This window comes from Acinetobacter sp. CE-15, assembly GCF_051059255.1.
Lineage (GTDB): Bacteria > Pseudomonadota > Gammaproteobacteria > Pseudomonadales > Moraxellaceae > Acinetobacter > Acinetobacter guillouiae.
Genome location: NZ_CP192737.1, coordinates 3295315 through 3322269 on the forward strand (window position 1 = coordinate 3295315; position 26955 = coordinate 3322269).

Annotated in this window: 24 protein-coding genes, 1 tRNA gene and 1 pseudogene; 15 read left to right on the plus strand and 11 right to left on the minus strand. The window is 39.1% G+C overall.

What is annotated here, in order from left to right:
- Positions 1 to 229: 229 nt before the first annotated feature.
- Positions 230 to 1366, plus strand: a complete 1137-nt coding sequence (locus ACQ7EO_RS15120; RefSeq protein WP_434277887.1) for an NAD(P)/FAD-dependent oxidoreductase — start codon at positions 230 to 232, stop codon at positions 1364 to 1366.
- Between the two features lie 57 nt (positions 1367 to 1423).
- On the opposite strand, the gene ACQ7EO_RS15125 is transcribed toward ACQ7EO_RS15120, so the two are convergent.
- Positions 1424 to 1499, minus strand: a tRNA-Arg gene (locus ACQ7EO_RS15125).
- A 187-nt stretch (positions 1500 to 1686) separates the two neighbouring features.
- On the opposite strand from ACQ7EO_RS15125, the gene ACQ7EO_RS15130 reads away from it, so the two are divergent.
- The 11 genes and pseudogenes from ACQ7EO_RS15130 to ACQ7EO_RS15180 all read left to right on the plus strand — a co-directional run bounded on the left by ACQ7EO_RS15130 (position 1687) and on the right by ACQ7EO_RS15180 (position 13000).
- A complete protein-coding gene (locus tag ACQ7EO_RS15130) occupies positions 1687 to 2622 on the plus strand; it encodes an ABC transporter ATP-binding protein (RefSeq protein ID WP_004722000.1) in 936 nt (311 codons plus the stop codon).
- Positions 2619 to 3392 (plus strand): ABC transporter permease, encoded by a 774-nt coding sequence (locus ACQ7EO_RS15135; RefSeq protein WP_004820027.1) that lies wholly within the window; start codon positions 2619 to 2621, stop codon positions 3390 to 3392. Before ACQ7EO_RS15130 ends, ACQ7EO_RS15135 begins: the two co-directional genes overlap by 4 nt.
- Positions 3392 to 4216: an NADPH-dependent 7-cyano-7-deazaguanine reductase QueF gene (queF, locus tag ACQ7EO_RS15140; RefSeq protein ID WP_434277889.1), complete on the plus strand. Its 825-nt coding sequence runs from the start codon at positions 3392 to 3394 to the stop codon at positions 4214 to 4216. The genes ACQ7EO_RS15135 and queF overlap by 1 nt, the downstream gene beginning before the upstream one ends.
- A gap of 17 nt (positions 4217 to 4233) precedes the next feature.
- Entirely contained in the window at positions 4234 to 4884 is a 651-nt protein-coding gene (locus ACQ7EO_RS15145) for a hypothetical protein (protein ID WP_004820022.1), read from the plus strand.
- 344 nt (positions 4885 to 5228) lie between these two features.
- Positions 5229 to 6371 carry a rod shape-determining protein RodA gene (gene rodA, locus ACQ7EO_RS15150; protein WP_004722007.1) on the plus strand — a complete coding sequence of 381 codons (1143 nt, stop codon included), beginning with the start codon at positions 5229 to 5231 and terminating at the stop codon, positions 6369 to 6371.
- 34 nt (positions 6372 to 6405) lie between these two features.
- A complete protein-coding gene (mltB, locus tag ACQ7EO_RS15155) occupies positions 6406 to 7407 on the plus strand; it encodes a lytic murein transglycosylase B (protein WP_004820018.1) in 1002 nt (333 codons plus the stop codon).
- Between the two features lie 285 nt (positions 7408 to 7692).
- Complete coding sequence (locus ACQ7EO_RS15160) at positions 7693 to 8304, plus strand: septal ring lytic transglycosylase RlpA family protein (protein ID WP_004722011.1); 612 nt, start codon at positions 7693 to 7695, stop codon at positions 8302 to 8304.
- 218 nt (positions 8305 to 8522) lie between these two features.
- Complete coding sequence (locus ACQ7EO_RS15165) at positions 8523 to 9686, plus strand: MFS transporter (RefSeq protein ID WP_434277890.1); 1164 nt, start codon at positions 8523 to 8525, stop codon at positions 9684 to 9686.
- A gap of 163 nt (positions 9687 to 9849) precedes the next feature.
- Positions 9850 to 11637 carry an amidohydrolase gene (locus tag ACQ7EO_RS15170; RefSeq protein ID WP_434277891.1) on the plus strand — a complete coding sequence of 596 codons (1788 nt, stop codon included), beginning with the start codon at positions 9850 to 9852 and terminating at the stop codon, positions 11635 to 11637.
- Between the two features lie 29 nt (positions 11638 to 11666).
- Positions 11667 to 12437 (plus strand): DUF4850 domain-containing protein, encoded by a 771-nt coding sequence (locus ACQ7EO_RS15175; RefSeq protein WP_434277892.1) that lies wholly within the window; start codon positions 11667 to 11669, stop codon positions 12435 to 12437.
- A gap of 117 nt (positions 12438 to 12554) precedes the next feature.
- Positions 12555 to 13000, plus strand: a pseudogene (locus ACQ7EO_RS15180) (DUF962 domain-containing protein).
- 50 nt (positions 13001 to 13050) lie between these two features.
- Here ACQ7EO_RS15180 and ACQ7EO_RS15185 read toward each other — a convergent pair.
- The 6 genes from ACQ7EO_RS15185 to rpsB all read right to left on the minus strand — a co-directional run bounded on the left by ACQ7EO_RS15185 (position 13051) and on the right by rpsB (position 17674).
- Positions 13051 to 13365, minus strand: coding sequence for an AzlD domain-containing protein (locus ACQ7EO_RS15185; RefSeq protein WP_239046120.1), 315 nt, complete (start codon positions 13363 to 13365; stop codon positions 13051 to 13053).
- Complete coding sequence (locus tag ACQ7EO_RS15190) at positions 13362 to 14108, minus strand: AzlC family ABC transporter permease (protein WP_434277894.1); 747 nt, start codon at positions 14106 to 14108, stop codon at positions 13362 to 13364. The genes ACQ7EO_RS15185 and ACQ7EO_RS15190 overlap by 4 nt, the downstream gene beginning before the upstream one ends.
- A 122-nt stretch (positions 14109 to 14230) precedes the next feature.
- Positions 14231 to 15052 carry an AraC family transcriptional regulator gene (locus ACQ7EO_RS15195; protein WP_004722023.1) on the minus strand — a complete coding sequence of 274 codons (822 nt, stop codon included), beginning with the start codon at positions 15050 to 15052 and terminating at the stop codon, positions 14231 to 14233.
- 136 nt (positions 15053 to 15188) lie between these two features.
- Entirely contained in the window at positions 15189 to 15749 is a 561-nt protein-coding gene (locus ACQ7EO_RS15200; protein WP_244015431.1) for a DUF3465 domain-containing protein, read from the minus strand.
- A gap of 157 nt (positions 15750 to 15906) precedes the next feature.
- Positions 15907 to 16782, minus strand: coding sequence for a translation elongation factor Ts (gene tsf / locus ACQ7EO_RS15205; RefSeq protein WP_004722025.1), 876 nt, complete (start codon positions 16780 to 16782; stop codon positions 15907 to 15909).
- 139 nt (positions 16783 to 16921) lie between these two features.
- Positions 16922 to 17674: a 30S ribosomal protein S2 gene (gene rpsB / locus ACQ7EO_RS15210; protein WP_004722027.1), complete on the minus strand. Its 753-nt coding sequence runs from the start codon at positions 17672 to 17674 to the stop codon at positions 16922 to 16924.
- A 219-nt stretch (positions 17675 to 17893) separates the two neighbouring features.
- On the opposite strand from rpsB, the gene map reads away from it, so the two are divergent.
- The 3 genes from map to ACQ7EO_RS15225 all read left to right on the plus strand — a co-directional run bounded on the left by map (position 17894) and on the right by ACQ7EO_RS15225 (position 21543).
- A complete protein-coding gene (map, locus tag ACQ7EO_RS15215; RefSeq protein ID WP_004722029.1) occupies positions 17894 to 18721 on the plus strand; it encodes a type I methionyl aminopeptidase in 828 nt (275 codons plus the stop codon).
- Positions 18722 to 19050: 329 nt separating this feature from the next.
- On the plus strand, positions 19051 to 20187 hold the full coding sequence (locus tag ACQ7EO_RS15220) for an OmpW family outer membrane protein (protein ID WP_004820002.1): 1137 nt from the start codon (positions 19051 to 19053) through the stop codon (positions 20185 to 20187).
- Between the two features lie 129 nt (positions 20188 to 20316).
- A complete protein-coding gene (locus tag ACQ7EO_RS15225; RefSeq protein ID WP_434277895.1) occupies positions 20317 to 21543 on the plus strand; it encodes an MFS transporter in 1227 nt (408 codons plus the stop codon).
- Between the two features lie 333 nt (positions 21544 to 21876).
- On the opposite strand, the gene ACQ7EO_RS15230 is transcribed toward ACQ7EO_RS15225, so the two are convergent.
- The 4 genes from ACQ7EO_RS15230 to ACQ7EO_RS15245 all read right to left on the minus strand — a co-directional run bounded on the left by ACQ7EO_RS15230 (position 21877) and on the right by ACQ7EO_RS15245 (position 26907).
- Complete coding sequence (locus ACQ7EO_RS15230) at positions 21877 to 23121, minus strand: NADH:flavin oxidoreductase/NADH oxidase family protein (RefSeq protein ID WP_434277896.1); 1245 nt, start codon at positions 23119 to 23121, stop codon at positions 21877 to 21879.
- A 132-nt stretch (positions 23122 to 23253) separates the two neighbouring features.
- A complete protein-coding gene (locus tag ACQ7EO_RS15235; RefSeq protein WP_434277898.1) occupies positions 23254 to 24849 on the minus strand; it encodes a dipeptide ABC transporter ATP-binding protein in 1596 nt (531 codons plus the stop codon).
- Complete coding sequence (locus ACQ7EO_RS15240; protein WP_434277899.1) at positions 24821 to 25837, minus strand: ABC transporter permease; 1017 nt, start codon at positions 25835 to 25837, stop codon at positions 24821 to 24823. Before ACQ7EO_RS15240 ends, ACQ7EO_RS15235 begins: the two co-directional genes overlap by 29 nt.
- Positions 25837 to 26907, minus strand: coding sequence for a microcin C ABC transporter permease YejB (locus ACQ7EO_RS15245; protein ID WP_105714539.1), 1071 nt, complete (start codon positions 26905 to 26907; stop codon positions 25837 to 25839). The genes ACQ7EO_RS15240 and ACQ7EO_RS15245 overlap by 1 nt, the downstream gene beginning before the upstream one ends.
- Positions 26908 to 26955: the final 48 nt, after the last annotated feature.

Below are 26955 nucleotides of genomic sequence, written 5' to 3' on the forward strand. Positions count from 1 at the left end.
GTGAATCATATTGGTATTGAAAGTTCCTTCTCCCACTGGGAGAAGGCTAGGATGAGGGGGATTTTATCTCGATCTATGTTTTAAAATGAGCTTATGAAAGAAGTCTATTAATAAAAAAATAACTATTTAATAATTCATAAAAATACTTGTAATGCAGCCTGTAAAGCAATAATTAAAATTATCCATTTTAAATTCTTTGATAGAATCATTTTATCATATTCAAAATAATATGAAATTTGATTTATTAATGCCACAGAAGCTCAAAATGAAAGAAAAAAAGATTGTTATTGTTGGTGCTGGTATTGTTGGCGTTACCCTAGCATGGTATTTCGCCACTTATTCCGATGCAGAAGTGACATTATTGGATCAAAAGCAGGCAGGAAGCGGAGTTTCTCAACATTCTTTTGCATGGCTTAATGTTTCATATGGGCGTCCTGATGCCTACCAAAAACTACGATCAAAATCCTTGAATGAATGGCGAAGATTAGATGCAGAGATGCGTGGCGCATTGAAAATTCATTGGCGAGGTGCCATTAGTTGGCAGGAAACGAATGCAGAGACATTACAATTTATCCAATCCCACAGTGAGCAGTCTTTTAATGTCGAATCTTTAACAAAAGAGAATCTTGCAAAAAAAGAACCTTTGCTTGATAAAGCGCCGAATGTGGTTGCATTTGCTGGCGAAGAAGGTGCGATAGATCCTATCTGGGTGATTCAAACGCTGCTTCAGGATGCCATTAAAAAAGGTGTAAGTTATTGTCAAGAAACTAAAGTTTCTAAAATATTACAAAATGAATCGGGTCAAACGATCGGTGTACGTAGTCAAGATAAGGATTATTTTGCAGATAAAGTTGTTTTAACAGCAGGAGTGGTCAATAAGGATTTGCTGCAAACCATCAATATCGAATTACCTTTAGCATCTTTGCCAGCTATTATTATTCGCTTTAAGCATGAAAAATCAGATCAATTCGTACAGCATATTATCTCGACACCAGAGATGGAGATTCGCTCGATTGATTCAGAACATTTTTTAGCGGCAGAAGATTATATCGATGACACAGCGGTCAATACGCCAGAACTGATCGCTCTGAATGCTTTAAAAACTATTCAGGCACATTTTAATACGATAGCACCAGCATTAGCCTCATCTATAACTGTTGATCACGTGGCTGTAGGAATGCGCCCTATCCCATTCGATGATATGCCCATTGTTGGTACGATGAATGATGACTCTGGACTTTATCTCATTTCAATGCATGCAGCAGTCACTCTCGCGCCTTTAATTAGTCGCTTGGCTATGCAAGAAATTTTATATGAGCAAGAAAGTCCTGAATTATTTTCTTATCGTATCACGAGATTTCAGTGATTATGTGCTGATTTTACGTCAAAATAACCACTAAACTATTGATTTTATTAATAAATTTGGTACGCCCAGCGGGACTCGAACCCACTCCACAGGCTTCGGAAACCTGCACTCTATCCAGTTAAGCTATGGGCGCTTAAATTGAGAAGGCACATCATAACAAAAAAAACCGCGAGGTAAAGCATTTATAAAACAACTCTTTTGATTGATGCTCATGCTTTAAGCAATGTTGCATATTTGCAATGCAGAATTCCTCCTAACTTACTTGGTTTATTTAAAAAGATCGCTCACAATACACACTCCATAAACCAAGTGAGAATTTCATGACTGATGCTCTGACGTTAAGAGATTTATCTAAAACCTATAGAAATGGATTCCAAGCACTCAAAGGAATCAATTTGACTGTTCCAGAAGGAGAGTTTTATGCACTTTTAGGACCAAATGGCGCTGGTAAATCGACAACAATCAGTATTATCAGTTCCTTGGCGCGGAAAACCTCGGGTACTGTGGAAATTTTTGGTCATGATTTAGATACCCATCCTTCACATGCAAAGCAATGTCTAGGTGTTGTTCCTCAAGAATTTAACTTCGGTCAATTTGAAAAGATCTTTGACATCTTAGTCACTCAAGCAGGTTATTACGGCATTCCACCTAAAATTGCACAACAACGTGCTGAAGAATATTTAGAAAAATTAGGTTTATGGGATAAGCGTAATACTCAAGGTCGTATGTTGTCTGGTGGTATGAAGCGCCGTTTAATGATTGCGCGTGCCATGATGCATGAACCTAAACTTTTGATTTTAGATGAACCCACTGCAGGTGTAGACATCGAGTTACGCCGTTCAATGTGGGATTTCCTTACAGAAATGAATGAAAAAGGCACTTCGATCATTTTAACCACGCATTATTTAGAAGAAGCAGAAATGCTTTGTCGTCAGATTGCGATTATTGACCGTGGTGTTATAAAAGAAGATACCTCGATGAAAGCGTTCTTAAACCAATTGAGTGAAGAATCTTTTATTTTCGATTTAGAAAATCCGATTGAACCGATCATGATTGATATCATTGGTGTGAAATTTAATCTGATTGACCCCATGACCTTAGAAGTCACGATGGATAAAGCGCATTCTTTAAATGATTTATTCCAGCTTTTAGAAGCGCAAGGTATTCGTGTTCGCAGTATGCGTAATAAATCAAATCGTCTTGAAGAGTTATTTGTGAAACTGGTTGAGAAAAATCTTGAAGGAGTTGCAGAATGAATTTTACTCAACTACGTATTGCACTCTATACATTAGTTCAAAAAGAAATCCGCCGTTTTATGCGCATTTGGCCGCAGACCTTATTACCGCCTGCGATCACCATGAGCTTGTACTTTGTGATTTTTGGTAATTTGGTCGGTTCTCGTATTGGGCAAATGGGTGGATTTAGCTATATGCAATTCATCGTGCCGGGTCTCATCATGATGGCGGTGATTACAAACAGTTATGCCAATGTATCTTCAAGTTTCTTTAGTGCTAAATTCCAAAAAAGCATCGAAGAACTGATCATGAGCCCAGTTCCATTACATATGGTCTTGTGTGGTTATGTGATTGGTGGTGTTGCTCGTGGTGTTCTTGTTGGGGCAATTGTCACTGCAATGAGTTTGTTCTTTACTGACCTTTATATCCATAATATTTTCGTCACGATATATACCGTTATTATTACCTCACTCTTGTTCTCTTTAGGTGGTTTTATCAATGCTGTATATGCAAAATCGTTTGATGATATTTCGATTATCCCAACCTTTGTATTAACACCCCTCACCTACTTAGGCGGTGTGTTTTACTCAATTAGTGCTTTAAGTCCATTTTGGCAAAATCTGTCTTTAATTAACCCGATTGTATATATGGTCAATGCTTTCCGTTTCGGAATTTTAGGTCATAGTGATGTCAATGTTTCATTGTCTTTACTTATTGTGACTCTATTCTGTGGCGTACTGTATGCGATTGCTTACTATTTACTTTCTCGTGGTTCAGGAATGCGTGAATAATGTCTGTTGAAAAATCTTTATTGGGTAAAGAAACCGATTACCCAACTACCTATCAACCCGAAGTTCTTTTCCCGATCGCGCGTGCACAAGCGCGTGAGCAATATGCGGATGTATCGGGTATATATAAAGGTCAAGATTGGTGGCATGTATTCGAAATTTCTTGGCTGAATAGCAAAGGGATCCCGCAAGTTGCCATTGGGCGTATTGCACTCCCAGCAACATCAGCAAATTTGATTGAATCAAAGTCGTTAAAGCTCTACTTTAATAGTATGAACTTTACCCAGTTTGACTCCCATCAAGCTTTTATCAATACCGTTGAAAAAGACTTATCTGCTGCTGCACAAGCCCCAGTGACGCTAACTTTATTTCAAGTTGATGATTTAGAGATTAGCAAACCAACGGGTATTTGTATTGATGATCAAGAACCTGACCAGCTGGTCAATCATCCAGATGCAAGCCTTTTGGCCTTTGATCAAGAAAATACACAACACGGAGAAAGCGTTGAAATTCAACTGTATTCACACTTATTAAGAAGCAATTGCCCAGTGACTGGACAACCCGATTGGGGCACTGTTTTTATCCGATACCAAGGCGAAAAACCTTGTTATCGTAGTATTTTAGCTTATATTATCTCGTATCGTCAGCATAACGGTTTTCACGAACAATGCGTGGAACAAATCTTTGCCGATATTTGGCAAAATTTAAAACCTGAAAAGCTGATGGTGTATGCAACATATACACGTCGTGGTGGTTTAGATATTAACCCATGTCGTGTATCTGATGAATCATGGATGCCAAGCCCAATTCGATTGGCGCGACAATAAACATTGAGGTTGAAAACATGCCTTTTTTTGGTTTTGTACCTTCTGAAGAACTATTAAAGAACATTCAGACCGGTATTGAGAAAAAAAACTCTAACGAACCACTTTATCCTTTACGTGATCAAACTGCCTTACTCATTAATGAAGAAATTATTGATACGCTTTTGATTGAACTTGTTCGTCGCTTCCCTGCAAGTGACAAACGAGATACTGCTGAAAAATTAGCAGGCTATGTCAAATCGACTGTTGCTGTGTTACTTAAACAATTGTTAAGTAAGGCAGACAATGATGTGGTTCGTCAGTCTGTAGAGTTTTCAGAACGTAGTCTATTTAAAGATCCACAAGGCCAATTCCGTGTCGGTGTGAATTTAGACGCAAGTTTAGTCACAAATCTCAAAAATAGTTTTGCTGAAGTTCAAGCAAATGGGGATGTAAATCGCGCTGTATTGTCTGAACAATTCAAACAATTCTCAGATGCGACGATTAACCATTTTATGCGTGATTTTAATAAAACGCTGGATTTGGGTATGATCAAACGTAAAGCTGCGGATATTGGTGCGTCTGCTGTAGGCAAAGCAGTGCATATGGCAATTGATAAGTTGATTCCAAATTTAAATAAAGATGAAATCACAGCTGTAGCAGAATATTACGATACTTTATTTTTTAATTGATCGTTAAAATTCAATTGGATTTTTAAATATAAAAAATGCCCTTCTTGGTAAGGGCATTTTTTTACATTTATCGAGTTATACTTTTTAGCTGTAGTAATTAACCATTAAATTCATAAACTTAAAATCAATATAAAATACTATCCCTAGATCCATCTAAGACCTTTTCAAATTCAAAACCATTTAATTCAATCTATTTAACCCACTATTTTCTAATTTAAATATTTCATCCTCAAAATAATCACAAAATTCAGCTCATAATTTTGTTGCAAAGTATTGATATTCATTGCCTTCGGGGGGGATTGTGATAGCATGCGCAAAACACATTTCCCGCACAAAATAGACCAATGGCACCAAGCTCTCAATATAAATTTTTACGTCAATCTCCTCGTGATGGTCTGAGTACTGCCATGATCCCCTCACGCTGGCAAAAGCTCCATATTGACCCTTGGTTGAGCTTATTCCTAATTTTAAACGCGATGCTCGGTTTAACCGTCCTTTATAGTGCGTCTGCACAAGATATGGGGCTGGTTTCCAAACAAGCCATGAGCTTTGGTATCGGTTTTCTCGTCATGTGTGGTTTAGCCCAAATTCCCCCTAAAGTTTATCAAGCTTTTGCACCTTACTTTTATCTGTTTGGACTGGTCTGCTTAGTCGCAGTTAAAGTGTTTGGTGAGGTTCGCATGGGTGCTCAACGCTGGATTGGGATTCCGGGTTTTGGCAGCGTGCAACCCAGTGAGTTTTTAAAAATTGGTATGCCATTGATGATTGCATGGTTTTTATCTCGTAATCCTCTACCGCCTAGTTTTAAAAATGTGTTTTTATCACTGATCATGATTGGCATTCCTTTTATCCTGATTGCAGAACAACCCGATTTAGGTACATCACTGCTCATCTTAGCCAGTGGGATTTTTGTGCTATTTCTGAGTGGTCTTTCTTGGAAAATGATTTTAGGTGCAGTGAGTGCTGTTGCTGTAGTGATTCCAGTCGCTTGGGAATTTCTACTACATGACTATCAACGACAACGTGTTTTAACTTTATTTAATCCAGAAGCCGATGCCTTAGGCACAGGCTGGAACATCATTCAGTCTAAAACAGCGATTGGTTCGGGTGGCTTTATGGGTAAAGGTTATTTAGAAGGTACTCAATCGCACTTACATTTTTTACCTGAAGGTCATACTGACTTTATTATTGCCGCATTTTCTGAAGAATTCGGTCTGATTGGTATCCTACTTCTGATCATCATTTACTTTTGTATTATCTTTAGAACCTTTCAAATGAGTCTACAATGCTTCCATAATTTTGGGCGCTTGGTTGCTGGTACTTTTGCTTTGTCATTTTTTGTTTATGTATTTGTAAATGCGGGCATGGTCAGTGGTATTTTACCTGTAGTCGGTGTGCCATTACCTTTTATGAGTTATGGTGGTACTGCAATTATTACTTTAATGGCCACTTTTGGCATTGTGATGTCTATACATACACATCGTTAATTTTTTTATCATAAATAATTAGGAAATATAACCTATGTTTACTTTTGGGCTTTTACAGAAGGTTAAAAACATCACTTTTTGTGCAGCTGCATTTTCACTGACCAGTTTCTGCCAAGCCAATGATTTTGCCAGCAACCCTGAATACAATAATTTTAAAGCCAAAACCATGCAAACCTATGGTTTAAGTAGCGAACAAATTGATTGGGCAATGAACGGCTCACGCAATTTACCCAATATCATCAGCATTATGGAACGACCAGGTGAAAGTAAGCCTTGGTATCAATACAAAACTAATTTTTTAGCTGAAGGCACCATCCAACGTGGTGTGCGTTTTAAACAACAATATGCAGATACGCTAAATCGCGCAGAACAGCAGTTTGGGGTGCCTCAAGCAATCATCCTAGGCATTCTAGGGGTCGAAACAGGTTATGGCTCAAATAAGGGCTCCTTTATCACCCGTGATGCACTTGCAACCCTCGGTTTTGGTTATCCTCGCCGTGCGCAATATTTCCAAGATGAGTTGGGTGCTTTAATTGCATGGTCATATAAAGATGGCGTTCCAACCAATTCGATTGTTGGCTCTTATGCAGGTGCAGTAGGTTATCCGCAATTTATGCCAAGTAATGTGTCTAAATTTGGCGTGGATTACGACGGAAATGGTCATGTTGACTTACGTAACTCTGCGGTCGATGCGATTGGTTCAATTGCCAACTATCTGGCTCAACATGGCTGGCAGCGTGATCGCCCTATTGCATTTTTAGCGCGTTATACAGGGAACAATCCTGAAGCGGTTATTGCAAAAGATTTAACTCAGCCTGTTCCCTATGGATCACTTAAAAATTTAGGGATTTCTCCATTAAATCCAATCGTCAAAATTGATGACTTAGATTTGGTCAATGTGATTCAATTACAGGACAGCAATGGCCCTATTTATTATATTACTTATCCTAATTTTCAAGTGATTACGACATATAATAGAAGCCGTATGTATGCCACCGCTTTATGGCTTTTAGGCACCGAAATTGTAAGTCGTTAAGACTTGCAATTTCCTAAACAATAAATAAGTCAAGATTTTTTTATGTTAATTTGATCACATTTAATACTTTTTTCATACCTTGTTACAATATTGGTTATTTTTTAATCAAAACCTGTAAGAATTTGTCCTTTTTGTAACTGTTTCTTAAATAATGCTAGACACATTTATTCCAGCTTGAATATTATCCTTTCCGTTAAATGCAGTTGCACAAGTGAATTTACAGACCTCTATGGTTAATTTTCAGCGACTTAGAAAGTTAAAATTGGGGTTCCAAGGAGTTAAACGATGCATGCTTCACTAAAATATATGATGGCCCTGACCATGGGTCTGAGTATGACGCAGGTCAACTCAGAAATGGTTCAGTCATCATACTTAAACAATGATTCGGATAGTTCGAGTCTAGCTTCTCGTGTGATTAGCAAAGATTCAACAAATTTCAACTCTCATTTTTCAAACCTAAACAGTTTGTCAATTACTGAACGTTCTGGCGATCAAGTCCGTCGTCAAACTATTGCAGCAAAGATTCAAGTTCCTGAAGATGAGCCTTCAGTAATTGATAAACTTAATGAAGTTGCTTCAAACACAGTTCGCAAATTTAGCCAAACTGGTGTTGCATCTTGGTACGGTCGTCAGTTCCACGGCCGTAAAACCGCAAGCGGTGATACATTCGATATGAATGATTTGACTGCTGCACACCGTAGCTTGCCATTAAACTGCTTTATTCGTGTAACCAATAAAGACAATGGTAAAAGCGTAGTAGTTAAAGTCAACGATCGTGGTCCTTTCCATGGTAACCGTGTACTTGACCTCTCTTACGGCGCTGCTAAGCGTTTAGGTATTACAAATTCAGGAACAGCACGCGTTAATATTGAACGCGTAGATGGTCCAAACTCGTAAATCACTGCATGCATTTAACAAAAGCCACTTTCCAGTGGCTTTTTTATTATAAAAATAAAAATACAGATGTCCGAATTGCCCCCTTAACTTTCCAGTTATACCCCTTTTCTTTCAATGCATTCCAGATAAAATAAAATGCGAGTCGATACAGGATGTATCACTAAACAGAAAACGAAAACCGAAGTTTAAATTCTAAAAGTAAAAAAAGTGAGCCATGCATGGACGTGAACAGCAAAACGCCAAACTTCGCGCATACATCCCTCAGCAAAACCCAAAAAGTAATCGCACTTGGTTTTGCCACGCAAGGCTTGGGTTATGCCAGCGTCATGACCGCGCTTCCCACAATCAAAAGCCGATTCTGGCTTTCAGATGATCAACTGTCGATTATTATCCTTGGCGTCTGTATTGCCGCAGCACTGGGTTCTATTTTGGCAGATCGACTCGCTGTGAAACTAGGTTCAAGGCTGGCTATTGTTATCGGCTTGCTATTTGAAGCCATCGGTATTGCAATTGCAGCATTTAGTCCCAGTGTCATGATCATGGTCGCTAGTTTTTTACTTTATGGGCTTGGACTCGGATGTTTAGATGCGGCATTGAATATGCAAGCTGTCATGATGGAGCAAAAACTTGGAAAAAGCGCCTTGGGCGGTTTCTTTGCCTGTTATACCGCTGCTGCTTTCCTTGGCGCGTTAATCATGTCCGCAACGGTCTCAACCACACTTGGGGCAACAGCGGCATTGTGCATTGCTGTCACGATGTGTTTGATTACATCGCAAGTGTCAAAACGTTGGTTATTTCAACAAAAAGAAAATGCTGCCCTACATCCTCAACAACGATCACCAATTCCGCATAAACAATTGCTTATTTTTGGTGTGATCATTCTCATCGCCTTTACTGTCGACTCAGCAATCAGCACGTGGAGTTCAATTTATCTTAAAGATATTTTAGCAAGCTCAGCCACAGTCGCCCCATTGGGTTATGCCGCATACCAAATGGGTATTTTACTCACCCGTTTAAGTCTGGATTATCTTTTAAAATTTAAAAGCGCTGCATGGGTTGCCTTGATCACAACGCTGATTGGTGCAACAGGCTGTGCCATAGCTGGCTTTGGGCATTCATTGGCGATTGTCATTGCTGGTTTTGCACTGGCTGGTGTTGCGGTAGGCGCATTAGTCCCGCTGACATTTTCAGCAGCAGGTCGTTTAGATGAAAATCGACGCGATGAAATTATCGCCCGGGTGAATATTTTTAATTATGGCGGGGCTGTAGCAGGAGCTGTAATTGTTGGCTTACTTGCTGCTCCTATCGGTTATGGTCCCTCATTTATTGGTTTAGCACTGGCGCTGTTATCTGTGATTTATTTTAGAAAAAGATTTATTTAGGCTGTATATAAATAAAAAATCGTTTAGGATAAATCAAGATCATTGCTCAAATACAAAACACTTATCATTTTTTAAACACATATCAAACCTATACGCAGATCAAAATCTTTGCTAGTTTGAATAAAATAAACAATATTTAATAAAACAAATTTGGGGATTATTCATGTTTCAAATCAGTAGCCCATCAAAACTTGTCCGTGCAATTGCACCCATCATCTGCGTAATTGGCCTTGGCTCGCTTAGCGCATGTACCACAGTATCTCCAACAAACACGAATACAACCGCTGATCTTGCAACATTGACGCAAACAAACACGCTATTTTACGGTGGCTCAATTTTAACTATGCAAGGCATGTCACCCCATTATGTCGAAGCGTTGCTGGTCAAGGATGGAAGAATTGTCTTTGCAGGTGATTTAAAACAAGCGCAAAAGTTAAAACAAAAAAATACCCAAGAGGTTAACTTAAACAGTCATACCCTGCTGCCTGGTTTTATTGATGTACATAGCCATTTAAATAGTGTTGGTCTACAGCAAACTGTGGCAAATCTCTACCCTACGCCCGATGGTAACGTTTCAGATATTGCATCATTGATTCATGAACTTTCATTATGGCAACAAAACAATCCTGACTTTATCAAAGCAACCTCAGGTTGGATTATTGGAAATGGTTATGATGATGCCCAAATTAAAGAAAAACGGCATCCTACAGCAGATGATTTAGATTTGGTTTCCACCAATCACCCGATTATTGTTTTACATCAGTCTGGACACTTAGCCTCTGTCAATCATAAGGCTCTTGAACTTTTAAACATCAATAAAAATACCCCAAATCCAACTGGCGGGATTATTCGTCGTAAAGCAAATTCTCAAGAACCCAATGGTGTACTTGAAGAAGCTGCTGTTTTTTCAGCAATGGCAACTGCATTTAGTAAAGTTCCACCTGAAATCATGCAAAATATGGCAAAAACAGCACTGAATACCTATATCAAAAATGGCTATACCACTGTACAAGAAGGTCGTGCTGATCATGGTACCGCTGAATTATGGCGAAGTTTTGCGACCATCAATCAATTGAATATTGATGTCGTGGTTTATCCAGATATCATCAATGAAAAAGAATACATGCTGAAAAATGGCAGTAGTCTCAATTATCAAAATCATTTTAGAATTGGTGGCGTTAAAATCAGTCTAGATGGGTCCCCACAAGGCAAAACTGCATGGCTAACGCAGCCTTACTTCATCCCACCAGAGGGAAAACCTAAAGACTATCGCGGTTATCCAGCCTATCCAGATACAAAAATGGTTCAAGATGCAATTAATCTGGCTTATAAGAACCATTGGCAAATTCTTGCACATGCCAATGGTGATGCTGCAATTGACCAATATCTCGCAACTATTGAAACAGCCAACGCACAATATGGCCAAGCAGATCGCCGCAATGTAATTATTCATGCACAAACCATGCGTGAGGATCAATTAGATCAAGCCAAGAAATTAGGGCTTATTCCTTCGTTCTTCTCATTACATACTTACTACTGGGGCGATTGGCATAAACACGAAACACTCGGTGCAGAACGTGCCAACCGAATTTCCCCTACAGGTTCTGCATTAAGAAAAAATATGATTTTTACTGAGCACCATGATGCTCCAGTCATCCCTCCTAAAAATATGATGGTGATTGATGCAACCGTCAATCGTACCACTCGTTCTGGAGATGTATTAGGTGAGGATCAAAAAGTCAGTCCTTATATTGCATTAAAATCAGTCACAGATTGGGCTGCATACCAATACTTTGAAGAAAAAGACAAAGGTACCTTAGAAAAAGGCAAATTGGCGGATCTTGTGGTGATAGATCAAGACCCATTAAAAGTGCCCACTCAAAAGATTAAAGACATCAAAATATTGGCAACCTATAAAGAAGGTCAATTGATTTATCAAAGTCCCCAATAAGGATCAGTAAGGACTAGTCGGGATAGGACATGCTTAATTCGAAATTTTTAATCATACTATTGGGCCTAAGTGGTTTTGCTTATGGAGATATCGCTATTTTCAAAGCCACTTTTCCTGATCTAAAAACCAACCAAGCACCTTACCCACAACACCAACTTGAACAACTTCCCGCAGCCACACTCAGCAATAATGTAACCGTGGATACCTATATTGCAGCAATTCCTAATCCTTTTAACGATACAGGATTCTACAAAGATGATGCCGTCTGTAAGATCAGCAATACCCAACAAGTGAAATGTCAGTTCAGTTATACATTATCTACGACTCAAGCAAAAAACTTTAAAATCATCTTACTGCCGGGTATTGGTCCTGTACTTATCCCCTTATCATGGCAAGTGATCAGCACGGATATGGGACCTTCTGGCGTTGCGTATGCTGTGCTGGCAAGCCAAAAAAAAGATGAAGTCATCACCATTTATAATTCATCCGCGTGTGCTGGCTGTGCCATGCATAGCGCAAGTTTGTATTTCCCCAATGTCAAAAAGCTCAGTTTAGACAATGAATTTGGTGCCATTGAAGATAAAAATCACCTGTTAAACATCGTCAAAGCCAATAAAAATAAAGTCTATTTTAGCTATCAAATTCCCAACTATCCCAACAAAACACATGGGATCGCCTATTATGCCGATGAAAGTGATGGCAACGATGTCACCAATTTTCAGGAAATCAAAGTCACACTTAAACCAGAACATCAAACATGGGCACGAGATATTTTAAACTTCTATCAGGCCACACATTGAAATACCCCTAACCAGCACTTGGTTTTATTTAAAGCCGCTATTTTGACCAAAACATTATTCTGATTTATATTGTTTTCAGCAAAATAAATATAGCCAACCACATGCATGGAGCGCCAAATGAAAACAATCACCGAATGGTTCGATGAATATAGCGAAAGTCATCAAAACAAAACCAATAAAGCCATCCATTGGGCTTGTGTCCCCGCGATTTTATTTGCCATCATTGGAATTCTTGCACATTTTAGTGCCTTGCTTACCGCACTACTTCTGGTTCTAACCCTCGTTTTCTATGCCCGTTTGGATATTGTTCTTGCTGTAGCAATGACCGCATTAATTGCAGTCATGGCATGGATCATTTACTTACTTCCTGTTGGTGTTGGTTTCTATATTGGGGTGTTTATTTTGGCTTGGATTGGTCAATTTTATGGTCACAAAGTCGAAGGTAAAAAGCCTTCTTTCTTTAAAGACCTTCAATTCCTCCTCATTGGCCCTGTATGGTGTATGGATGCCTATCTTGGTAAAGTATAACCAAATGGAAAACACGCCAGAAACTGGCTTTTTAGCGCAAATAAACCAGAGGGAAAATCCAACTCGGCTTTTCCCTCCATTTTTTTCAATTTAACAGATAAAATAAGCCGTAAAAGCACAATAAACTTAAAGCTAAATTGACTAGAATTTTCTTAGAAATAAGCGCTAAAACAACACAGATCATTGCTGTTAAAAAATAGGCATCCAAAGGCAATGCACGGAATTGATCTCCATTAAAAAATACAATTGGTGCACAAATTGCAGTCAGCAGACATGGCGCTGAATACTGCAACATATTTCCAATCACACGAGGTAATTTCAGAGCAATTTTAGGTTCCAAGAAAAAGTAGCGGTTAATCAATACAATGGCTGCCAACGTTAACAATAAAGTCCATGTCATTTTGCTACGCCTATATTTTTTACTCCGACGATCTTTGCCATACACATCGCACTAAACATCCCCAAAATCCCTGATAGCACAATGCCCCCTTCAAATTGAAAATATTTAAAAATACAGGCAGATAGCAAGGTACACATAACACCTACCAAAGTTGCGCTATTTTTCACCATAGGCACAATAATCAAAATAAATACCGCAACAATTGAAAAATCTAAATGTAAGCTTTCTAAATTTGGAATTGATTTAGCCAGTACAATGCCCAACACACTAAATAGGCACCAAGCCAAATAAAAACACAGCCCAGCACCAAACAAATAAGCAAAGCTGCGTTGTTTATCTTTGCCAATGCCGACAGCAAACAGTTCATCTGTCAGCAAGAAGCCAATTAATATGCGTTGCTTAAACGGAAAACGACTGACATCTTGACGAAAATTAAGCGCATAAATTAAATGCTGACTGGTTAAGAAAAACACGGTAATCATAATCGTCAAGGCAGATGCCTGTGACATGACTAAACCTAAACTCACTAACTGCGCTGCACCTGCAAATACAACAGCGGACATTGAGAATGCTTGTGCAAAGCTTAATCCAGCATTGATTGCCATTGAGCCAGCCAGAATACCCCAAGGCAGTACGGCAATAGATAAAGGTAAAATATCGACCACACCTTGGAAAAAAGCCTTTTTATTTTGCTTAGACTTCGGCTCAATCTCGGCAGTATAAGATTCAAATTGATCACTCATTTGCAAAATCCAAATCTAAGAATTTAAGCAGTATCTTATAAATGATCAGTGATCGCTTGGATAAAATTGCTATTTGGTGAGGGACTGTGGAACGTTTAAATGGCTATTCCCAAATACATTTATTAAATATTTAATGTACTTAAATATTGAGAAGGCGTAACCCCAACTGCTTTTTTAAAATGTCGATTAAAATGACTTTGATCTGAAAAACCACTATTTTGGGCAGTCATTGCAATACTCTGACCTTGTTTTAATAATTGGCGCGCTTTCTGTAAACGGACCTGAACCAACCAGCTATGCGGTGGTAAGCCCGTATATTTTTTAAATTCACGTAAAAAATGCCAAGGGCTTAATCCTACATAGGTCGCCAAATCAGTGAGCGAATAATCATGCTCAGGAAAACTGCTTAATAAATCTTTAACTATTTCAACTTTCCGTTGTGCTTCTGGTAATTCAGCAGGTGTTAATTTGGCACGACCATAGCGACTGATTAAGCGGGCTAAAGTGGATAAATACATACTCTCTTTCAGTAAAGTATTTTCTTTTTGTTCTAATAAATCAAAAAGTAAACAGAGTTGTTGTGCCAATCCAACATCTTGCACAACAGCTTGTGGGAACCACGGTACGCTATTTTTAACACTAAAAAAATCTTGCCCTGCATCTAATAACATTTCTGGCGTTGGATAAATTGCACGATATTTCCAGCCTGACTCGACAGCAGATGAACCTGTATGAATTTCATCAGCATTGACTAAAATAATGTCACCCTTCGGTGCTGTATGTAACTGCCCAGTCCGATAAAAACTCTGTGCACCATCTTCAATCACACCAATACAATAACCTTCATGCACATGCTTTGAAAATTGCTTATGGTGATACTGTGCTTTTAACAACTCTAATCCACCCAATTCTTTTAGGTGAAAGTAGCTTGCCCACTCCTGCATTTTTTCTATTCAGACTTTTGATAATAATTTAAAAATAGCATGTTTATAAAAAGCGTATAGAACAAAATTGCTATCTATACGATTAGACATGGAAAATACAAAGATCTTTTGTGCACATAAGAAAATAACCAATAGATTACTGATAGGTTTTTCCATTATGTTTTAGCCAACCATCTTGATGACGACGCTTTGGATCATGGTGTGTCCAGTGCATTACGCCACCTTGATTGCTATATTCATATTCGCCAAAAAATTCGACAGTATCGCCTTTGCGTAAATTATCGATACGGGGTGCTAAATCAATATTATGTGCAACCAATACAGTTAAGCCATTATCCAGTGCAAGAATAAATTTTTGATGGCGTGAACCTTCATTATCATCACGCAACACGGCTTTTACTCGACCGATGGATTGTACTTGAACATTACTGAGTTTTGCATCATAGGCTTTTCGAATAACCTCAAGACCATTTTGATTTTGACTATTGGCAGACGGCTTATCTTTAAATTGGTTATCTTTACCCTGCTCATCCACATGCTGTGTATTGTCTTGTGAATGATTGTTTTGCTGATCGATCGATTCAACTTTAGAGGGTTCAGTTGTTTGATTTTTTTGTTGATTGAGATCAACACCCAGATAAGCTGCGACGATCACTGCAATTACAGCAGCAATACCAAGTTGTGTTTTATTTGCCATAAAGTTTGAGTCTAATCAATGTTCATGGTGGAATTATAAAAGAATAATCTTTTAGATATGTATGAATTAATTCTTCTGAATCTACTTCAATTAAATTACAGATAAAAAAAACCCCTCAAAAGAGGGGTTTTCAATAATTATACTCAGTGAGTAAAAATTATTTAGCAGCCGCTTGAGCAGCAGCAACTTCTTCTGCAAAGCTCATTTCAGCTTTCTTCTCAATACCTTCACCCACTTCGAAGCGAACGAATTGAGCTACAGTTGTTGCAGTCGCTTTCAATACTTCAGCAACTTTTTTGTCGTTGTCGATTACGTATTGTTGACGCTCAAGAACAACTTCGTTCAAGTATTTTTCAACTGAACCAGTCACCATTTTTTCAACGATGTTCGCTGGCTTACCAGATTCAATCGCTTTAGCTTCTGCAATTTCTTTCTCTTTCGCGATAAGATCAGCAGAAACATCTTCAGCAGTTACAGCAACTGGGTTGAACGCAGCAACGTGCATTGCAATACCTTTACCAGTTTCAGCAGAACCTGTGTAAGAAACAACAACACCGATTTTTAAACCGTGTTTGTAAACTGCAAGGTTTTCACCTTCAACAATTGCAGCACGACGAACTTGAATGTTTTCACCGATTTTTTGAACAAGCGCAATACGAGCTTCTTCAACAGTTGAACCATCTTCAAGTTTCAATTCAGCAATTTGAGCAGCATCAGTTACACCAGCAGCAAGTGCAGCAGCAGCAACTTTCGCAGAGAAACCAGCAAAGTTTTCGTCTTTAGCAACGAAGTCAGTTTGACAGTTTACTTCTAAAAGAATTGCTTTATTACCTTCTTGAGCAATTGTGATCGCGCCATCAGCAGCAATGTTACCAGCTTTTTTAGCTGCTTTTGCTTGACCTGATTTACGAAGATTATCAATCGCTAATTCGATGTCACCGTCTGCTTCTGTTAATGCTTTTTTGCATTCCATCATTGCAAGACCAGTACGGTCACGTAATTCTTTTACCATGCTCGCAGTAACTGCAGTCATGTTGTTCTCCTAAATACGGTAGAATATGAATCTGTTCAACAAAAACGGCCCAAAGGTTCCTCTGGGCCGTTTTGCTTTCTCGACGCTCAATTTGTCATCATTTTAAATCACAAAAATGACAAGCTTGCGTCAAAACGCATTAAGCCTCAGGAGCTTCTTTCGCAGCTTCTTCGCCTTTAGCTTGAGCATTCGCTTGAGTTTGAGCGTATTCTTTACCAGCAAGAATTGCATCAGCCATTGCAGAAGCATAAAGTGTAACAGCACGGATCGCATCGTCATTACCAGGAATAACGAAATCTACGTTATCTGGGTTAGAGTTTGTATCAACGATACCGATTACTGGAATACCAAGGTTTTTAGCTTCTTTAATCGCGATTGCTTCGTGATCAACGTCGATGATGAACAATGCGTCAGGTAAACCACCCATGTTCTTAACACCGCCTAAAGAGCGTTCAAGTTTTTCCATTTCACGAGCGCGTTCTAATGCTTCACGTTTAGTAAGTTTAGCAAAAGTACCATCTTGTGATTGAGTTTGAAGATCTTTCAAACGGTTGATTGACTGACGAAGAGTTTTCCAGTTAGTCAACATACCACCCAACCAACGGTGATCAACATAAGGCTGACCAGCGCGTTGAGCTTGTTCACGAATGATGTTAGAAGCAGCACGTTTTGTACCAACGAACAATACTTTGTTCTTTTTGCTTGCTAGATTGTTAACAAAATTCAAAGCATCATTTAACGCAGGAACAGTATGTTCAAGGTTGATGATGTGAATACGGTTACGCGCACCAAAAATGTATTGACGCATTTTTGGGTTCCAGAAGCGAGTTTGGTGACCAAAGTGCGCGCCAGCTTGAAGAAGGTCGCGCATGCTTACGTTGTAATCTGCCATTTTCTTTACCTTAAAAGTTTGGGTTAGGCCTCCATATGTCCGCATTCTCCACCCTTTCAGGCACCCAGAGTAATGTGACGACATATGTGCGGATTTTTAAATTACCCTTATCAATATTTCCATAAACCATTCACAAAGAAAGTCACAGAAAGCATTTGATAAATTGGGCGGCTATTTATACCATAGTCACATACAAATTTCCAAAAGTTTTTAAAGATCATGAACAGTACTTACGAAGCACCACGTCGATTAATCAAAACCGCAGATGAAATTGAAAAGATGCGTGTTGCAGGTCGATTGGCTGCAGAAGTTTTGGATATGATCAAACCGCATATCAAACCAGGTGTCAGTACACTTGAATTGGATACGATTTGTCATGACTATATTGTCAACAAACAAGACGCTATACCTGCATGTTTAGGCTATGGCGCTGCACCTGGTCGCCCTGCATTCCAACATGTGATTTGTACCTCTGTAAATCATGTGGTATGTCACGGTATTCCATCTGCAAGTAAAATTTTAAAGAAAGGCGATATTCTCAATATTGACGTGACTGTGATTAAAGATGGTTATCACGGCGACACCAATATGATGTATGTGGTTGGTGGTGAAACATCGATTATTGCTGAACGTTTATGTAAAGTTGCTCAAGAAGCAATGTACCGTGGTATGGAAACGGTGAAACCGGGATCAACCATTGGTGATATCGGCGCAGCGATTCAAAAATATGTTGAATCAGAACGCTTTAGTGTGGTGCGTGAATATTGTGGTCATGGTATTGGTACAGTATTCCATGATGAGCCACAAGTCCTTCACTATGGTCAACCTAATTCAGGTATGGTTTTGGAAGAAGGTATGACCTTTACCATTGAACCAATGGTCAATGCGGGTGTTTGGCAAACACGTTTAATGGGTGATAAATGGACGGTGGTAACCAAAGACCATAGTCTTTCAGCTCAATACGAACATACCCTGCTGGTGACCAAAGACGGTGTAGAAGTTTTAACCGCGCGCCCTGAAGAAGATCTATCTCGTTTTCAAAAATAACGAAAGTCATTGACTAAAATGACTTATGCTGCTTAACAAAAGGTCATATTCATATGGCCTTTTTTTATGGCTTAAGTTTTTCCTTGTCGGCCAAGTCAATGTTTTAAGGTTACTTTTAACCGAGATCATGGCCTATTTTTAGCATGTAATATCATGACAACACGATTACAGTTGTATTACATTTATAAACTTATGATAAATAAAACATTAAAAAAAGAACATTCACTTAAAAAAAGCCTTTGTAAAGACTACATTAATTAACAGCAAAAACTTCTAATAATAAAAACGCATAAAAATTAGTATCAATTACGGACATGGAGTCCAAACCTATGAAAAAATCATTACTTTGCATCATGACCTCATGCATGACTTTACCGATGATGGCCCATGCAGATTCACCCTATTTTAGTCTGAAAGATGGTGATGGATTTAAACGCTTTTCTGTTTCAGCAGGTTGGCTACATGCAATGCCGCAAGGTAATCCCAATGGTGTAAACATCAATACCAGTGTTAAGAAAGGCGATTATGCGGTTGGTGATGTGCAACTTGACACTGTGACCAATGCAATTGCCAATACCGAAGAAGGTGCCGCCAAAAAAGAAAAGTTATTGGGTGTGGCAAAACTTGGTGAAACTTTAGGCTTAATTAAAAATGGAACATTAACCTCAAACATGAGTGGTAAAGCCAATATTACCAGTTTAGAAAGCTGGAATAATGCAGATGCAGGACTGAAAGCAGATAATGTTGATACCTTAGGGATCATGGCAAATTACTTCTTTACCGATAATATTTCATTAGAATTTAAAGCAGGTATTCCACCCAAAGTTGATATTAAAGGACAAGGCCAGATTAATGCCCCTGTACTTGGTATTGCGACACCTGAAGGTAAACTGGATACACCGATCATTGGTGGAATTGCCAATGGCTTAATTAATGGCATTGGTGGTATTCCCTTAGATACACAAATCCCGATTACCAATTTAGAGCAATCGAAAAAAGCAGCATCTGCAACAGCTTGGTTACCTGCCGCAGAAATACATTATCAATTTGGTAAATCTGGTGTAAATAAACTTAGACCCTATGTTGGCGTCGGTGTCATGTATGCGCATTTTACCAATGTAAAAATTGACTCTGGTATCAACAAAGATTTAATTGCTGCAGGCCATATGGTTCAAAATGTTCTTGATGGTCAGGCAGGTGCAGCATTAGAAGGAAAAACATCATCAGCTGATCCTCGCGTTAAAGTAAAAGCCGACGATGCCATAGCACCTATGGCTACATTGGGTGCAACCTATGATTTTAATGATCGTTGGTTTGGAGTAGGCTCTGTCACTTATGCACCAATGAGTGGTGATGTCAAAATCACTGTCGTTGACAACAATACAGGGAAATCGCTCATCGGCGCTAAAACCAAAATTGATATTGATCCTCTGATTACTTATGTCGGTGTGGGTTATCGTTTCTAAAAGCTAAATTTATTTTCATTAAAATGTGTTGATTGATCACTAAAATTTATCGATTGATAAATTTTTATTCTATCGCTAAGTCCCATTGAATCATCTACAATTCTCATATGATGATTCAATGGATAGCTTATGTCAGTACAACAGGACGACACGCGTTTCTCTAAACCGCTCATTTATATGCTTATTGGAAGTGCTTTTATCTTGGCACTCTCTTTAGGTGTACGTCACGGTTTTGGGCTTTATCTTGTGCCCATGAGCCATGAGTTTGGTTGGAATCATCAGGTTTTTAGTTTAGCCATTGCCATACAAAATCTATTCTGGGGTGCAGTACAACCTTTTACTGGTGCGCTTGCAGACAGATATGGGAGTAAGAAGATTGTTGCAATAGGCGGGGTGCTCTACACCATTGGTCTATTGTTAATGTCCATCAGTTCAAATGTACTGTTACTGGATATCAGTGTCGGCTTAATTATCGGCTTAGCCCTCTCTGCAACCTCATTCTCGGTATTACTTTCAGCCGTAGGACGAGCAGCGCATCCAAGCAAGCGCAGTATGGCAATGGGTATTGCCAGTGCAGCAGGTTCATTTGGGCAATTCATTATGTTGCCAACCACCCTGCTTCTCATTAAAAACTTCGGCTGGTCATCTGCGCTGGTCATTACAGCAATGCTGATCGTGTTGATTGTTCCATTGGCATGGATGCTTAAAGCACCCATGTATGTACCACCAAACGCAATTAAACAAGCGATAAAACCCAATCTAAGCTTTAAACAGATTCTTAAAATTGCCTTTCAGCATAAACCCTTTTTATGGTTGGCCTTTGGTTTTTCAGTATGTGGGTTCCAAGTGGTTTTTTTAGGCATTCACCTGCCAGGTTATTTGATTGATCATGGTTTTGATGCCTCTACTGGAACGATTTTTCTCGCATTGGTTGGTCTATTTAATATTATCGGAACCTATACCGCAGGTTGGCTTGGTGGCAAGTATTCCAAACCACATCTGCTTATGGGTTTATATGGTTTACGTGGCGTTGCGATTGTTGCATTTCTGATGCTGCCATTGAGTATTTGGACTGTTTACGCCTTTGGTATCGTTATGGGAATCTTATGGCTTTCGACTGTACCTCTAACCAACGGCATTGTGGCCAATATGTTTGGTGTGAAATACTTAACCATGCTAAGCGGTCTGGTGTTTTTCACTCACCAAATCGGTTCATTTTTTGGTGGATGGCTAGGCGGTTTAAATCATGATATAACGGGTAACTACAACATCATTTGGGGATGCTCAATTGCCTTGTGTGTAGTCGGCGTTATTGTGCATTTCTTTGTCAATGAAGAGGCTGTGGTTAATGACTAATTCATTCTCGTGGCTCAAGCTCAGTATCTGGTTGGTTATTGTTGTTCTATTCGGGCTGTCAAGTATGCTGTGGTTGAACACGCCTGAATTATTTGAATATTTTAATATGGCTTTTTGTGCGCATTAATTTGAACTGAATTTCACGCCCTAAACGTTTGAGCTGAATCTCAGTGCTATTGATTCAAAAACGGTCAATAAAAGCTGCCAGACAATCGTGCTTATGGCAACTTTTTTAAAATTCACTATTCAGTCTTTATCTTTTTAAATAAAAAAGTTCACACATTAAAAAGACCATTTCACAATGGTCTTTTTAATGATCAATACTCGATGACCTTAAGCTGATTTTCGCGAGTTTACTCGTCCTTGAATCACCGCTTTGATATTATTTTTTGCATAATTAAAGAAAACCTTGAGTGGAGAAAGCTTAGGGTTTGGCTTCTTCCCTTCTCCAATCGCTTTAAACTGCGCGGCATACCACAGGATTTCCATGATCGCCATTTTATCAACAAAAGGAATACCTGTTTTGATCTGTTCTACTGCATATCGAACGTCCTGACCTGCAATCAAGTTGTTGCTGACTTCAGGTTCTACCGCAAGAGGACGTGCAATCCCAATAAATTCACACGCACCACTGTCTAAAGCCGCATTCATACCTTGTGCTGTACGGAAACCACCTGTCACCATAAGATGACATTTGACTTCTTTACGAATTTTTTCTGCAAAATCTAAGAAATATGCTTCACGTGCAATCGTACTTTGCTTACGTTTATCCGCTTTTGCGCCTGCCATTGCTGGTGCTTCATAGGTACCACCAGAAATTTCGATCAAATCGATCCCTGCTGTATCAATGGCTTTAAATACTTGAACCACTTCTTCTTCTGTAATTCCACCACGCTGGAAATCTGCAGAGTTCAGTTTGACTGAGATAATAAAGTTTTCTGAGGTTTTAGCACGCACTGCAGCATAAATTTCTAACAAGAAACGCATGCGGTTTTCAATCGAACCGCCCCATTGATCTTGACGTTTATTGGTCAATGGTGAAAGAAATTGACTGATTAAATAACCATGTGCACCATGTAATTGTACACCTTCAAAACCTGCTTTTTCACAGATCCGCGCAGCTTCAGCAAATCGTTGAATGATATCAAAAATTTCTGCTTCATTGAGTGCACGTGGTGTACCAAATGTCGTTGCCAACATTGGACTAAAAGGCACTGCTGAAGGTGCAACTGTTTCTTTATTGAGTCCTTTTGGACACTGGCGACCTGGATGTGATAACTGAATCAGTTGTACCATGCCATGCTTTTTACCCACATTTGCCCATTCAGTCAATTTGGCAAGATCACGTTCCGTTTCAACGACAACAACACCCGGCTCATTCTTCGCACGGAAATCCACCATTACATTCCCCGTAATGGCACAACCCAAGCCGCCTTTCCCCCAAGCATCATATAAACCTAAATGCAATTGGTTCGGTTGCCCTGCATGATTGGCCAATGCTTCACTCATTGCACCTTTAATGATTCGGTTTTTAAATCGCGTGTTTTTTATTTCTAATGCTTGTGCAAGATGGCTCATGGTCAAATCTCTTTAGTGATTAGAGCTTTTACTCTAATTTAAATTTATAATAGTTCAAGCGTAAATCTGACAATGCATTTTGTCAACTTTGTTAATGTGAATATTTTTTGAACCACAACCATCTATACAGCGTTAATACTGACTCGCTGCAATTAATCGCTTGGTATAGTCATTTAAAGGTTTATCAAATAAGGCTTGAGTGTCTTGAAACTCGATAACTTTAGCATCTTTTAATACCAAAACTTTCTGACAAAGTGCTTTTACAACCTGTAAATCATGACTAATAAACAAATAACTCATTTGATAATCCTGTTGCAACTGGCGCAGTAATTTTACAATCGCACGTTGTGTGGTTCGATCAAGAGCTGAGGTTGGTTCATCGAGAATCAGTAATTTAGGGCGTAATACCACTGCACGGGCTAAAGCCACACGTTGCCGTTGACCGCCAGACAATTCATGCGGATAACGCTGTTTAACTGTTATCGGGAGCTCTACTTTGTCTAAAATTTCATTGATACGAATCAACATTTCAGCTTCTTTTAGATGTTGTAGTGCCAAGCCCTCTCGAATAATCTGGTCGACAGTCATCCGTGGATTTAAACTGCTTAACGGATCTTGGAATACAATTTGAAAATTGGATCGCAGCGGACGTAATTTACGCTGACTCAATCTGTTCAAGTCTTGATTGAGTAGAAAAACATTGCCCGAGCACTGTATCAGTCGTGCAATTGCCAGCGCCAAAGAGGTTTTACCAGAACCGCTTTCTCCGACAATACCGATGGACTCAGCACGATCTAAACGTAAATTGAGCGGTTGAACGGCAACAAAATAATCTTTAACTCGATTGAATATGCCCTTTCTTATTGGAAATTTCACCCCAACACGATGTAGAGATAAAACTAAATTACGTTTATGCGGTAAAGCATTGGCTTCACCAAAATCATGATCCAATAAATATTGGGTATAGCTGGCTTTAGGGTTTTGAAAAATATTTCGAACTGTGCCTTTTTCTTCAACCTGCCCCTGATTCATCACAATCACTTGATTGGCATATTTACGCACCAAATTCAAATCATGACTAACCAAAATCATGGCCATTTTATGGTTTAGAATAAGCAGTTGTAATAAGTTTAAAACTTGCGATTGTAATGTGACATCTAAAGCTGTTGTCGGCTCATCCGCGATAATAATTTCAGGCTTTTGTGCCAAAACCGATGCAATCAAAACACGTTGTCGTTGACCACCTGATAACTCATGTGGATAACGATTCAACTTATCCTCAGGTTCGTCCATTCCGACATCACACAATAAGTCATAGACACGTTTTCTGACTTTTTCCTTGGACATCCCGTCTAAAAGTAAAGTCTCACCAATAATCCGCTCAACCTTGTGTAGCGGGTTGAGTGCAGTCATCGGTTCTTGAAAAATCATGGCAATTTTTTTACCACGGATCGCCAACTGCGCATTTTGATTAAGAGACAATAGATTTTGCTCATCATATAACGCTTGCCCAGTCACAGTTAAATTTTCAGGAAGTAAGCCAAGTAACGCCAAACCACTGATTGATTTGCCTGAACCACTTTCCCCGACAATCGCAACAGTTTCCCCAACATGTAGATCAAAGTTAAGGTTATTGACCAGCACCTCTTTACACTGATTTTCAATATGCATATGTTGGACAGACAACAACAAAGATGGATCATTTTTGACGTCTTGGATCGAATGCATCGCGTGTCGCCTCCCCAATATAAATCAATAAAGATAGCACCAAGGCCAAAGTAAAAAATCCGGATAAAGCCAGCCACGGCGCATTTAAATTATTTTTACCTTGTAGTAATAATTCGCCAAGAGAGGCTGCATCTGGTGGTAGCCCATAACCTAAAAAATCCAATGCAGTAAGTGCGGTAATATTTGCAGTCAGCATAAATGGAAGTTGAGATAAACTTGAACTGATCACATTGGGTAAGATATGTCGGAACATAATCACCAAATCACTCACCCCTAAGGCACGTGCTGCTTGAACATAATCTAAATGACGGGCGCGAAGAAATTCAGCACGCACTATACCGACCAACTCTGTCCAGCCAAAAATCAACATAATCAGAAATAGCCAATAAACACTCGGGGTAAATATACTGACCAAGATGATCACCATAAATAAAGTCGGCAAACCACCCCAAACTTCAAGCAGACGTTGCCCAATTAAATCTACCCATCCGCCATAATAGCCCTGTATCGCCCCAACAATAATTCCAATAAATGCAGCAAATAGTGTCAATGCCAAACCAAACAACAGTGATATGCGTAGACCATAAAGAATACGGGTAAATACATCACGCCCTTGATCATCTGTACCTAACCAGTTTTGTGCGGTGGGTGGTGATGGAACAGGAACGGCTAAATCCAAATTGGGAGTTTGGTAGGAATAACGAACCAGTGGCCAAATCGACCAGCCTTTTTCCTCAATCAACTGTTGAACCACAGGATCACGATAATCAGCTTCTGTTTCAAAGACCCCACCAAAATGTGTTTCAGGATAAGCCTTTAAAACTGGCATGTAATAATGCTGATCGTATTTGACCAATAAGGGCTTATCATTGGCAATAAATTCGGCAGAAATTGAAAGGATAAATAAAACGATAAATACGATGAAACAGACAAAACCCAAGCGATTTTTCTTAAATTTCTGTATTCGCGCTTGCATGATCAGTGACATTATTTTGCACCTCTCGATTCAAAATCAATTCGCGGATCAATCACACGATAAACCACATCACAGATTAAACGTAAAATCAGCCCAAATAAGGTCAGAAAGAACAAAGCACCAAAAATCACTGGATAATCACGTTGTTGCACGGCTTCAAAACCCAGCAAGCCTAAGCCATCCAAGTTAAAAATAATTTCAATCAGTAGATTTCCAACAAAGAACACCCCAACCAATACTTCAGGCAAGCCAGCAACAATCACCAACAATGCATTGCGAAACACGTGTTTATATAACACATCATTTTCAGTTAAGCCTTTTGCTCGTGCCGCAAGCACATACTGCTTATTGAGCTCTTCCATAAATGAATATTTTGTCAAATAGGTTAAACTTGCAAATCCGCCCAACACCATGGCCAGCAAAGGTAAAGCCATGTGCCAAAAATAATCTGCTATTTTTTCAAATAAATTGAGACTGTGAAAGTTGTCTGAAACAAAGCCTTGTAATGGAAACCATTGTAAATAAGAACCGCCAGCAAAAAATACGATCAACAATATTGCAAATACAAAAGCGGGAACGGCATAGCCCACAGCCAAAAGTAATGAGGTTGATTTATCAAAAAATAAGCCATGTTGTTTGGCTTTTTTAATCCCTAAAGGAATTGAGATTAAATAAATTAAAAAAGTGCTCCACGCACCCAAGGAAATGGTAACTGGCATTTTTTCCCATAACAGCTCAGTCACTGGCTTATCTTTAAAAAAACTTGTGCCAAAATCTAAAGCTAAATAGTTTTTTAACATCAACCAGAATCGTTCATGTGCAGGTCGATCAAAGCCATATTGCTGTTTGATTTTATTGACCATATCTTCGCTTAAGCCCTGTGCACCACGATACTCATGGTTATTTACCGAAGATGATAGCCCCCCAGCAGTCATATTGACCCCTTGGAAGTTTTCCGCTTGTTGAATCGCTTGTTCAACAGGCCCACCAGGTGCAATTTGAACCACAACAAAATTGATCAAGAGAACAAAGAACAATGTCGGGATGATCAGTAACAGCCTTTTGAGTATATATGTGCCCATTGAAACGATGTTCCTTATGACCTCATGAGGGTAGATATGTCAATTTAA

Bases quoted from the DNA above. Each gene is read 5' to 3' on its own strand.
- ACQ7EO_RS15240 (WP_434277899.1), bottom strand. From the start codon at position 25,837: ATGTCACTGATCATGCAAGCGCGAATACAGAAATTTAAGAAAAATCGC.
- map (WP_004722029.1), top strand. From the start codon at position 17,894: ATGAACAGTACTTACGAAGCACCACGTCGATTAATCAAAACCGCAGAT.
- ACQ7EO_RS15120 (WP_434277887.1), top strand. From the start codon at position 230: ATGAAATTTGATTTATTAATGCCACAGAAGCTCAAAATGAAAGAAAAA.
- ACQ7EO_RS15145 (WP_004820022.1), top strand. From the start codon at position 4,234: ATGCCTTTTTTTGGTTTTGTACCTTCTGAAGAACTATTAAAGAACATT.
- ACQ7EO_RS15200 (WP_244015431.1), bottom strand. From the start codon at position 15,749: ATGGCAAATAAAACACAACTTGGTATTGCTGCTGTAATTGCAGTGATC.
- rpsB (WP_004722027.1), bottom strand. From the start codon at position 17,674: ATGGCAGATTACAACGTAAGCATGCGCGACCTTCTTCAAGCTGGCGCG.
- ACQ7EO_RS15235 (WP_434277898.1), bottom strand. From the start codon at position 24,849: ATGCATTCGATCCAAGACGTCAAAAATGATCCATCTTTGTTGTTGTCT.
- ACQ7EO_RS15195 (WP_004722023.1), bottom strand. From the start codon at position 15,052: ATGCAGGAGTGGGCAAGCTACTTTCACCTAAAAGAATTGGGTGGATTA.
- mltB (WP_004820018.1), top strand. From the start codon at position 6,406: ATGTTTACTTTTGGGCTTTTACAGAAGGTTAAAAACATCACTTTTTGT.
- ACQ7EO_RS15160 (WP_004722011.1), top strand. From the start codon at position 7,693: ATGCATGCTTCACTAAAATATATGATGGCCCTGACCATGGGTCTGAGT.
- ACQ7EO_RS15170 (WP_434277891.1), top strand. From the start codon at position 9,850: ATGTTTCAAATCAGTAGCCCATCAAAACTTGTCCGTGCAATTGCACCC.
- ACQ7EO_RS15135 (WP_004820027.1), top strand. From the start codon at position 2,619: ATGAATTTTACTCAACTACGTATTGCACTCTATACATTAGTTCAAAAA.
- ACQ7EO_RS15245 (WP_105714539.1), bottom strand. From the start codon at position 26,907: ATGGGCACATATATACTCAAAAGGCTGTTACTGATCATCCCGACATTG.
- ACQ7EO_RS15220 (WP_004820002.1), top strand. From the start codon at position 19,051: ATGAAAAAATCATTACTTTGCATCATGACCTCATGCATGACTTTACCG.
- queF (WP_434277889.1), top strand. From the start codon at position 3,392: ATGTCTGTTGAAAAATCTTTATTGGGTAAAGAAACCGATTACCCAACT.
- ACQ7EO_RS15225 (WP_434277895.1), top strand. From the start codon at position 20,317: ATGTCAGTACAACAGGACGACACGCGTTTCTCTAAACCGCTCATTTAT.
- tsf (WP_004722025.1), bottom strand. From the start codon at position 16,782: ATGACTGCAGTTACTGCGAGCATGGTAAAAGAATTACGTGACCGTACT.
- ACQ7EO_RS15230 (WP_434277896.1), bottom strand. From the start codon at position 23,121: ATGAGCCATCTTGCACAAGCATTAGAAATAAAAAACACGCGATTTAAA.
- ACQ7EO_RS15190 (WP_434277894.1), bottom strand. From the start codon at position 14,108: ATGAGTGATCAATTTGAATCTTATACTGCCGAGATTGAGCCGAAGTCT.
- ACQ7EO_RS15175 (WP_434277892.1), top strand. From the start codon at position 11,667: ATGCTTAATTCGAAATTTTTAATCATACTATTGGGCCTAAGTGGTTTT.
- ACQ7EO_RS15165 (WP_434277890.1), top strand. From the start codon at position 8,523: ATGGACGTGAACAGCAAAACGCCAAACTTCGCGCATACATCCCTCAGC.
- ACQ7EO_RS15130 (WP_004722000.1), top strand. From the start codon at position 1,687: ATGACTGATGCTCTGACGTTAAGAGATTTATCTAAAACCTATAGAAAT.
- ACQ7EO_RS15185 (WP_239046120.1), bottom strand. From the start codon at position 13,365: ATGACATGGACTTTATTGTTAACGTTGGCAGCCATTGTATTGATTAAC.
- rodA (WP_004722007.1), top strand. From the start codon at position 5,229: ATGGCACCAAGCTCTCAATATAAATTTTTACGTCAATCTCCTCGTGAT.